General features: G+C 74.6%; 8 protein-coding genes and 1 pseudogene. 3 read left to right on the top strand and 6 right to left on the bottom strand.

Features of this window, described 5'->3' with window-relative positions; all coding sequences use genetic code 11:
* Positions 1-13 precede the first annotated feature (13 nt).
* The 3 genes from rfbC to SSNG_RS35110 all read right to left on the bottom strand — a co-directional run bounded on the left by rfbC (position 14) and on the right by SSNG_RS35110 (position 2,742).
* On the bottom strand, positions 14-616 hold the full coding sequence (gene rfbC / locus SSNG_RS35120) for a dTDP-4-dehydrorhamnose 3,5-epimerase (RefSeq protein ID WP_007268734.1): 603 nt from the start codon (positions 614-616) through the stop codon (positions 14-16).
* Positions 617-670: 54 nt separating this feature from the next.
* A complete protein-coding gene (locus SSNG_RS35115; protein WP_007268733.1) occupies positions 671-1,744 on the bottom strand; it encodes a hypothetical protein in 1,074 nt (357 codons plus the stop codon).
* Positions 1,745-1,809: 65 nt separating this feature from the next.
* Entirely contained in the window at positions 1,810-2,742 is a 933-nt protein-coding gene (locus SSNG_RS35110; protein ID WP_042804660.1) for a phosphotransferase, read from the bottom strand.
* On the opposite strand from SSNG_RS35110, the pseudogene SSNG_RS45495 reads away from it, so the two are divergent.
* Both SSNG_RS45495 and SSNG_RS45080 read left to right on the top strand, forming a co-directional pair.
* Positions 2,741-3,241 (top strand): annotated as a pseudogene (locus tag SSNG_RS45495) (inositol monophosphatase family protein); the annotation flags it as partial. The gene SSNG_RS35110 and the pseudogene SSNG_RS45495 sit on opposite strands and share 2 nt — an antisense overlap.
* A gap of 161 nt (positions 3,242-3,402) precedes the next feature.
* Positions 3,403-3,657, top strand: coding sequence for an inositol monophosphatase family protein (locus SSNG_RS45080; RefSeq protein WP_277752178.1), 255 nt, complete (start codon positions 3,403-3,405; stop codon positions 3,655-3,657).
* A gap of 28 nt (positions 3,658-3,685) precedes the next feature.
* Here the strand turns inward: SSNG_RS45080 and SSNG_RS35100 are convergent, their stop codons facing one another.
* Positions 3,686-4,921, bottom strand: coding sequence for a DegT/DnrJ/EryC1/StrS family aminotransferase (locus SSNG_RS35100; RefSeq protein WP_007268730.1), 1,236 nt, complete (start codon positions 4,919-4,921; stop codon positions 3,686-3,688).
* A gap of 93 nt (positions 4,922-5,014) precedes the next feature.
* Positions 5,015-6,526 carry a GMC family oxidoreductase gene (locus SSNG_RS35095; RefSeq protein ID WP_007268729.1) on the bottom strand — a complete coding sequence of 504 codons (1,512 nt, stop codon included), beginning with the start codon at positions 6,524-6,526 and terminating at the stop codon, positions 5,015-5,017.
* Between the two features lie 232 nt (positions 6,527-6,758).
* Between SSNG_RS35095 and SSNG_RS35090 the strand changes: the two genes are divergently transcribed.
* Positions 6,759-8,033, top strand: coding sequence for a DegT/DnrJ/EryC1/StrS family aminotransferase (locus SSNG_RS35090; protein ID WP_007268727.1), 1,275 nt, complete (start codon positions 6,759-6,761; stop codon positions 8,031-8,033).
* A 33-nt stretch (positions 8,034-8,066) separates the two neighbouring features.
* On the opposite strand, the gene SSNG_RS35085 is transcribed toward SSNG_RS35090, so the two are convergent.
* Positions 8,067-8,711, bottom strand: a complete 645-nt coding sequence (locus SSNG_RS35085; RefSeq protein ID WP_007268726.1) for an HAD-IA family hydrolase — start codon at positions 8,709-8,711, stop codon at positions 8,067-8,069.
* Between the last annotated feature and the right edge of the window lie 36 nt (positions 8,712-8,747).

Below are 8,747 nucleotides of genomic sequence, written 5' to 3'. Positions count from 1 at the left end.
GTCGCGCGTGCGGTCAGTCCGCTGCGGGCCCGCGCAGCGAGCGGTGGAAGGCGACGCAGTCGTCGTACGACGGGAGCAGGCCCCGCCGCTCCATCTCGTCGAGCCCCGGGGCCGTGCGGTCCTTCTCCGAGAGCACCGGTTCGAGGTCCTCGGGCCAGGCGATGCCGAGGGCGGGGTCGAGCGGGTGCACCCCGTGCTCCCGTCCGGGGGCGTAGCCGCGCGAGGTGAGGTAGACGACGACGGCGTCGTCGGTGAGCGCCAGGAACGCGTGGCCGAGCCCTGCCTCGATGTACAGGCTGCGGTGCGGGTCGTCGAGCCTGACCGCCTCCCAGGAGCGGTAGGTGGGCGAACCGACGCGGATGTCCACCACCACGTCCAGGACGGCGCCGCTGAGGCAGGTGACGTACTTCGCCTGGCTGGGCGGCATCTGCGCGAAGTGCACCCCCCGCAGCACGCCCCGCCGGGAGACGGAGCGGTTGGCCTGGGCGACGCCGGGGTCGTAGCCGAGCACGTCGCCCAGCGCCCGGCCGCTGTAGAGCTCCTGGAACTCGCCCCGGCCGTCGGCGAACGCACGGGTCTCCGACAGCCAGGCTCCTTGCACACTCAGCTGGCGCATCCGCGCCTCCTTGCGGGGTTTCGGTGGGTGCCGCGGGGCGGGAGGGCCCGCGGGTCAGAAGCGGTACGTCTTCAGCGTTCCGGTCCTGCGGACGTCGAGGACGAGCCCGTGGAGCCCGCCGCCGAGGATCCGGGAGTGGGTCAGCCGCAGGGGCAGCACGTCCACGCCGTGCCGCTCCAGCACGCGCATCAGCTCCCGCTGCCGGCCGTCCACGACGACCAGGCCCGGCCGGACCACCAGCAGGCCCGTGCCGGTCCACGTCGAGCGGTGCGGCGCGTACCCCGTGCCGCCGGTTCCGGCGGGGACGGGGCACTCGATCCGCCGCCAGGAGCGCAGCACGGCCGGCAGGTTGTCCCCGTTCACCCTGGACGGGTTGGTGAGGACCAGGCCGGGGCGGAGCGGGAGCAGGGTGAGGTCGAGGGGGGTTGAGGCGTGCAGGCCGCGGCAGGGGTGCACGGTGTAGGTCCCGCCCACGGCCGACTGCAGCCAGCGGGCCCCGAGTTCGTTGCCGCTGTCGGAGACCAGGTACAGCAGGTCGGTGCCCAGCCGCAGCACGTTGGCGGCGTCGAAGACCGGCTCCAGTTCGCGCAGCCGCTCGCCGGGCGGGGCGCCGGGGTCGTACACCGCGCCGGCGGGGCGGGGCCTGGGCGCGGAGATCCATCTGCTGCCGCTGACGAGGTACTCGGTCAGCAGCTCCCGGTAGGCGAACGCCTCCGGGTACCGCGCGCGCGGGGCCGCCGGGGTCTCGATGACGGTGTCGCCGACGGTGAGCAGCCCGGCCCGGGGGTGGTGGGCGGGGTGGCCGTGGCCGTGGCCGTCGGCCGTCCGGCCGGACGTGTCCGCGCGGTCAGGGGTCCGGGGGCGGCGGACCGTCACGCCGAGACCGCGCAACTCCTCGCACAGGCCTTCCAGTTCCTCTTCCGTCTCCTTGAGGACCCGGTCCGGCCAGGGCACCGGGGCGGCGTCCCGCCACCGGCCGGGGCCCGCGCCCGCGGCCCCTCCGGTGCGTCCGGCGCAACCGACGGCGAGCGGGCTCCGGTCGGCGGCCGGCGGCCGGGCACCGCGGACGGTGCCCACGACGACCTCTTCCAGCGGGTCCCATTCGTTGTGGACGCTGACCAGGCTCACGGTGGTCCTTCGGTACGGGTCGGTCACGGTGGTGTGGGGAGGTGGTGGGGCCCCGGCCCGCGGGGTCAGGCGGGCGGGAGGTAGCGCGTCAGCCGGCCCCACATGGCGTCGTCGTCGGCGTCCCCGGTGTGGAGGCCGGTGAACCGGCCGGCGTACTCGGTGATCTCGGCGAGCACCCAGCGCAGTTCGTAGAACCGCAGGAAGACCGCGCGCCCCTCGGGGGCGGTGCCGAACACCCTGGTCAGGGCGGCCCAGTCGCGCTCCGGCGGGGCCCACATCGCCCCGCCCCAGTCGATGATGTCCACGCCCTGCCCGAACAGGACGTTCGTCGTGCTGGGGTCGCCGTGGGTCAGGGCGGGGCGTTCGCCGTGCCACAGGGCGGTGCACCGGCCGGCCACGGAGGCGGCCTCCTCGCGCAGCGCGGCGAGGTGGTCGCGCCGTCGCCCCAGCAGGTCGGCCAGCCGGCCGCCGTAGGGCCCGCAGGCGTCCGTTCCGCCGCCCAGGGCCGTCTGGAGCGCCTTGTCCAGGTCGTCCTCGAAGGGGAGGCGGAAGTCCTCGACGGGTATGCCGACGGACCGGGAGGCCGGCGGGTCGAAGGCGTGCACCTCGCGCAGCCTGGCCGCCAGCAGGTCGAGCTGCCCGGCGGTGGGGGGCGTGGGGGCGGCGACGGCGCGCTCGACGTAGGGGAACACCACGACGGGAAGGCCCGCGATCCGGTGGACGATCCGCCCGTCGCGCCCGGGGAGCGGGGCGAGGACGTAGTCCTTTCCGCTCTCGCGCAGCAGGAGCGGCACCTCGTACGCTGCGGGGAAATGGCCGTCCAGATCGCGGCGGACGCTGATCCAGAGGGGTCCGCAGCGGTACGACCAGCTGTCCTCGCCGAGCGGGAAGAACTCCGGCTCGGGTAATTCCCGGTCACCGGGAAAGAAGTTGCGGAAATTTTCCTCGACAAGCCGGAGAAGGCTCCGGCGTTCCACGAGCGTGTTCTCCAAGAGCATGCCAGAGGCTAACACCGCGGGCCGCCGTGCGGCTTTCCCCGCCGGGTGTTCAACCGGTCGGCCGCCGAATTCACGGAAAGTCGGGGTGTGCCGCGTGGACGAGTCCCGTGGCTATGGTGGGCCGATGGTGAATGAAAGCGACATACGACTCGCGCACCGGCTCGCCGATCTGGCGGACGCATTGGCACTGGAATTCTTCGGCCGGCGGCCGGCCGCGCGGCACAAGGAGGACGGCAGCCCGGTGAGCGAGGCCGATCTCGCGGTGGAGAAGGCCATGCTGGCGGTGCTGGCGGAGGAACGGCCCGGCGACGCGGTGCTGAGCGAGGAGAGCGGCACGCTCGGAGCGGCAGCGCGGCGCCGCTGGATTCTGGACCCCATCGACGGCACGGTCCCCTTCCTGGCCGGGCGGCGGGACTGGGGCACCCATGTTGCCCTGGAGGTGGAGGGGGAGCTCCGGGTCGCCGTGCTGAGCCGCCCGACCGAGGGCGTCCGGTGGTGGGCGGCGCGGGGCCGGGGCGCGTTCGCGTCCGCCCGCGGCGGGCCGTTGTCGGCCTCGCGTCCGCTGCGCGTGCCGGAGACGGCCGGGCCGCTCTCGGCGGCCCGAATGGGCGGCTTCCAAATGCCGGACTCCCCCGTCGAGCCGGTGCGCGGCCGGATGCGGTGGATCGACTCCTCGGTGTGCAAAAAACAAAAAATCTGCTGGAGGGCCGGGCCGAGGGGCTGGTCGACGAGGGCGGGCACGTCTGGGACCGGGCGCCGGCCGCGCTGCTGGTGGCGGAGGCCGGCGGCCGTGTGGACGACCTGTGCGGCGGCGCCCGGCTGGACGGGCGCTGGCTGGTGTACGCGGCGCCGGGCGTCGCGGACGGGCTGACCGCGCTGGTGCGGGGCGCCGTCGGGTCCGGCGGCCGGGCCTGATCCTCGCGGGGCCGCCGGACCGGTCGGGTCAGGCCGGGGTCTCGCCCTTGACCGCGCGGCGGAACGCCTCCGCCGCGCGCTCGATCTCCGCCTGGGAGGAGCCGGGGTGGACGCCGAACCCGGGGCCGAGGTAGCTGTCGGAGACGCCGGTGGCGAGGGCGACGGAGCGGCCGAGGACGCTGTCGGTGCGGGGCAGCGCTCCGGCTTCGAAGGGGTGCGGGGCAGGGCGTCCCCCGGGGGCGCGGGACGGCACCACGGAGCGGTCGCCGCGGCCGAACGCGGTGAGCGCGGGCAGCCCCCCGTAGTAGTGCGTCGGCGAGTCCAGGAGCGTCCGGGTGCGGAGCCGGCCGGCCACGTCCCGCGCGTGCGCGGCGTCGTCGAAGACGTACACGGCGGTCGTGCCGCACTCCCCCGCCGGGTCGTGCGAGGTCCTCGGCCGCGCTCCGGGCAGTTCACCGATCGCCTCGGTCAGCCGGCGCTTCACGTCGCGCACCCGGTCGAGGACCAGGTCCAGCTTGCCGAGCTGGGCGAGCGCGACGGCGGCGTGCAGTTCGCCGAGTCCCAGGTTCATGCCGAGCAGCAGGTCGCCCTCGCCGTGGTCCTGGCGGTAGGGGAACCAGCCCTGGTCGTGGAAGGAGTAGGCCCGCTGGAAGACCGCGGGGTCGTCGGTGAGCACGAAGCCGCCCTGCAGCGAGGTGATCACCTTGTAGTGGTTGAGGGAGAAGGTACCGGCGTCGCCCAGGGTGCCGAGCGGACGGCCGCGGTAGGTGCCGCCCGCGCTCTGCGCGCAGTCCTCCAGCAGGCGCAGTCCGTGCTCGTCGGCGAGAGCGCGCAGCGCGGCCATGTCCGAGGGCGCGCCCAGCATGTGCACGGGCATGATCGCCCGGGTGCGGGGGGTGATCCTGGCACGCACGTCGGCCGGGTCGAGGGTGAGGGACTCGTCGACCTCGGCGAGCACCACGTCGGCGCCGCAGTGCAGCACGGCGGCGATCGAGGCGACGAACATGTAGCCGGGCACGATGACCTCGTCGCCGGGTCCGATGCCGAGTCCCACGAGGGCGGCGACCAGCGCGGAGGTGCCGCTGTTGACGCCGAGGCAGTGGGCGGCGCCGAACCGTTCGGCCGCGGCCTGCTCGAAGCGGCGGACCCACTCCCGCTCGCCGGGGTCGTCGAACGCCTCTCGGCCGGCCTGCCAGCGGTCGAGCACGGCCATGACGTTGGCGCGTTCCTCGTCGCCGAAGAAGCGGTATCCGGGTCCCGGCACGGTGGTACCTCCTGGGTGGGCTGGCTCGGTGGTCTCGGGGGTGTGCCGCGCGGACGGCGGCGCGGGGCGGGCCGTCGGGCGGGCGGAGGGGCGTCAGGCGCCGGCGAGCAGTCCGGCGAGCCGGCGGGAGAGCGCGATGGTGGTCAGGGACGGGTTGGCCGCGCCGAGCCGGGGGAAGACGGCCGGTCCGGCGGCGTGGAGGCCGGGCAGCGCGTGGAAGGCGTGGCCGGCGTCGAGCAGCCGGCCGAGCGGCAGGCTGCCGCCCTCGTGGTCCTCGGTGCCGAGCAGGCTCGTCCACGTCTCGGGCCGGCCCTCCGGCTGGCTCCGGGTGCGGTCGGGAAGCACCCGGGTGTTGTCGCGGTCGGTGTCGCCGAAGCCGGTGAACTCCAGCGGGGCGGCGGGCACGCCCAGTTCGCGGGCGGCCGTCGTCCAGAAGTCGTGCAGCAGGTCGCGCTGGGCGCCGATCACCTTGTGGTCCTCGGGCAGCAGCGCGGTCCGGACGTGGGCCCGCCACGAGGCGCCCCCGGACCCGGAGGGCCGGGCCTCCACGACGCTCTCCTGGTTGGGCAGCTGCTCCCCGGTGATCCGTACGTCCAGCAGCGCCCGGCCGGGCCCGTCGGGGTGCACGTCCATCCGCAGGTAGGAGCGGAGCGCCGGGTCGGTCGGCACGTGGTACGAGCCGGGCGGGGGCAGCGGGCCGGCCGGCAGCCGGACGGTGAAGCCCTGCACGAGGTGGTCGGCTAGGCCGCCGAGCCGCGGAGTGCGCAGGGCGCCCGCGGCGGCGAGGGCGTGCGCGGCGAGCCGGGTGCTCTCCACGGTGGCCGCGCACAGCACCACGGTGTCCGCGGCGACCGTGGCCGTGGTGCCGTCGGCGGCACGCACCAGGACGCCCCGGGCCCGTCCGGCGCGCACGTCCACGGCGAGCACCTCGGTGTCGCAGCGGACCGAGACGCCGGGGGGCGGGGCGGGCCGGCCGTCGGGGCCGCGCCAGGCGTCTAGCGCGGTGTACGCCTCCCAGCGGTCGGTGCCGGGCAGGCGTCGGCAGGCGCGGGGCAGCGGGCGGAACTCCTGGCCGCCGAGCACGGCCCGGCCGGGTTGCGCGGCGTCCCACAGCCGGCCGCCGCTCCACGCGGTCAGGTCCGCGGTGACCCGGTCGTACCAGGAGGGCTCGCCGGCGGCGCCGGCGGTCAGGGCGGTGACGACCTCGGCGGGCCAGTCCGACGGGCCCAGGGCCCAGTCCTCCAGGGGCAGCACCACGCCGTGCCAGTACAGGGAGCGGCCGCCCAGCCTGCGGCGGAGCCCGGAGATGCCGGTGTAGTGCGGGGGCGCCTCGGACCGCCAGGACCGGTGGAAGTGGGGGTCGCGCTCCGGTGCGAACACCAGCTCGGTGGCGTGCGTCTGGGAGTGCGTCATGTGGATGTGGGCCAGGTCCTCGCCGGGGCCCGCCTCCAGCAGCAGGACGTCCTCGGCACCGTGGGCGGCCAGTGCGGTGGCGAGTTCGACGCCCGCGAGTCCGCCGCCGACGATCACGGTCCGGGCGTGCCGGGGGACGGGGCCGGTGCCGGTGCCGGTGCCGTCGTGCCGCTTCCGGGGATTACCGGACATCTCTGACTCCTTCACCTGATGCTTTCCCGCCTTTGGTCGCGAAGAACTGACCGGCTATTCGGCCGTCCGGTCAGCCGCAGCGTACCGACACGTTCGAGTGCGCGCTTTCCTCGGTCGAACGGGACGGGGGTGCGGATCTGTTCGGAGGTGCTGTTCTCGTTGTGGCGTACGGCGAACGGAGGTGCGTAAATTTCTCTCCCCATCCTTCGAATTTTCGAAAGCGAGGGCACTCATGGGAAATGCACTGGCTATCGCCGGCGGACCGCGTCTCACGGACCGGGAGTGGCCGCGTTGGCCGCAGCCGGGCGAGCGGGCGCTCAAAAGTCTCGAAGACGTATTGACGAGCGGGCGCTGGACCATCAGCTGCGCCTATCAGGGCCGGCAGTCCTACGAACGGCAATTCGCGGAGGCTTTCGCGGACTACTGCCGTTCGGCGCTGTGCGTGCCGGTGGCCACCGGCACCGCCGCGCTGGCCATCGCCCTGGAGGCGTGCGGGGTGGGCGCCGGCGACGAGGTGATCGTGCCCGGCCTCACCTGGGTGGCGTCGGCGTCGGCCGTGCTGGGCGTCAACGCCGTTCCGGTGCTGGTGGACGTCGATCCGCGGACGTACTGCCTGGACCCGGCGGCCGTGGAGGCGGCGATCACCGAGCGGACCCGGGCCATCACCGTGGTGCACGCCTACTCGGCCGTGGCCGATCTGGACTCCCTCCTCGACATCGCCCAGCGGCACGGTCTCCCGCTGATCGAGGACTGCGCGCACGCGCACGGCGCCCGCTACGGCGACTGGCCGGTGGGCGCGTTCGGCACCGCGGGGGTGTTCAGCATGCAGGGCAGCAAGCTGCTGACCTGCGGCGAGGGCGGCGCGCTGGTGACCGACGACGCGGACGTCGCGAACCGGGCGGAGCATCTGCGCGCGGACGGGCGGGTGCTGCGGGCCGGGCCGGTCGGGGTGGGCGAGATGGAGCTGGAGGAGACCGGCCGGATGATGGGCAGCAACGCCTGCCTGTCGGAGTTCCACGCGGCGGTGCTGCTGGACCAACTGGCCCTGCTGGACGGGCAGAACGCCCGCCGGGTACGGGCCGCGGAGCACCTCGGGGGCCGCCTGGACGAGATGGGGCTGGCGGTCCAGGAGACCTCCCGCGGGACCACCGACCGCGCCTACTACCGCTTCGCCGTGCGGCTGCCCGACGAGGTGCTGGCCGTGGCGCCGGTGGACCGGATAGCCCGCGCGCTCACCGCCGAGCTGGGCTTCGCCGTGATGCAGACGCACCGGCCCCTGAACGACAACCCGCTGCACCGGCCCGCCTCGCGCCGGCGGTTCGCCACCGACACGCACCACCTGGAGCGGGTGGATCCGGCCCGGTTCGACCTTCCGGTCGCCAAGCGTCTGTACGACAGCGTGGTCAGCTTCGGCCACGAGGTGCTCCTCGCCCCGCTCGACGCCGTCGACGACATCGCACGGGCGTTCCGGAAGGTCCTGGACAACGTCCGGGACATCCCCCGCTGAAGCCGCCCCCTCGGGGCCTCCCGAGGGGGGCCCTCACGGCTCGGACGGCAGCGCGTCGCCCCGCACCGCCGCTCCGAGCCGGTCCGCGAAGACCTCCGGGACGGACACGTGCAGGGTGTGCATGCCCAGTCCGGTCCCCACCCGCAGCACCGTGGTGCGGTCGTCGACGAGCAGGGTCTCGGCGGCCGTCGCCCGGCAGGCTTGCAGGGCCTCGGTGAAGAAGGAGGGCGCCGGTTTCACCCGGCCCGTGCGCCAGGACGAGCACAGCGTGTCGAACAGCGCGAAGTGTCCGTACGCCTCGTCCTTCAGGCGGTCCCAGTGCTCGGCCTCGTTGTTGGTGAGGACCAGCCGCACCTCCGGGTGCCGCTCCCGCAGTTCCCGCAGGACGCGGAAGCTGTCCGGGTGGGGGCGGACGCTGTCGAGGTACGCGCGGTCCATCCAGCGTCCCTCCGCGGGCGTTCCGGCCGCAGGGCCGCTCCCGCCGGCGACGAGCCGTGCGATCACCCGGTGCACGTGGCTCGCGCCGCTCTCGTAGCGGGGCGCGGACGTCTCCACGCGCCGCGCGAGTTCTCCGCGGTCGACGCCGTAGCGGTCGGCGACCCGGTCGAGGAAGTCCGTCTCCTCGTTGACGTTGTTGTACAGCACGCCGCCGGCGTCCACGAACAGCGTCCGTATCATCGCCCCGCCTCTCCCCGGGGACCTCGGGCCCCCGGA

The organism is Streptomyces sp. C, assembly GCF_000158895.1.
GTDB lineage: Bacteria > Actinomycetota > Actinomycetes > Streptomycetales > Streptomycetaceae > Streptomyces > Streptomyces racemochromogenes.
This window is presented reverse-complemented; position numbering and strand designations above follow the sequence as displayed.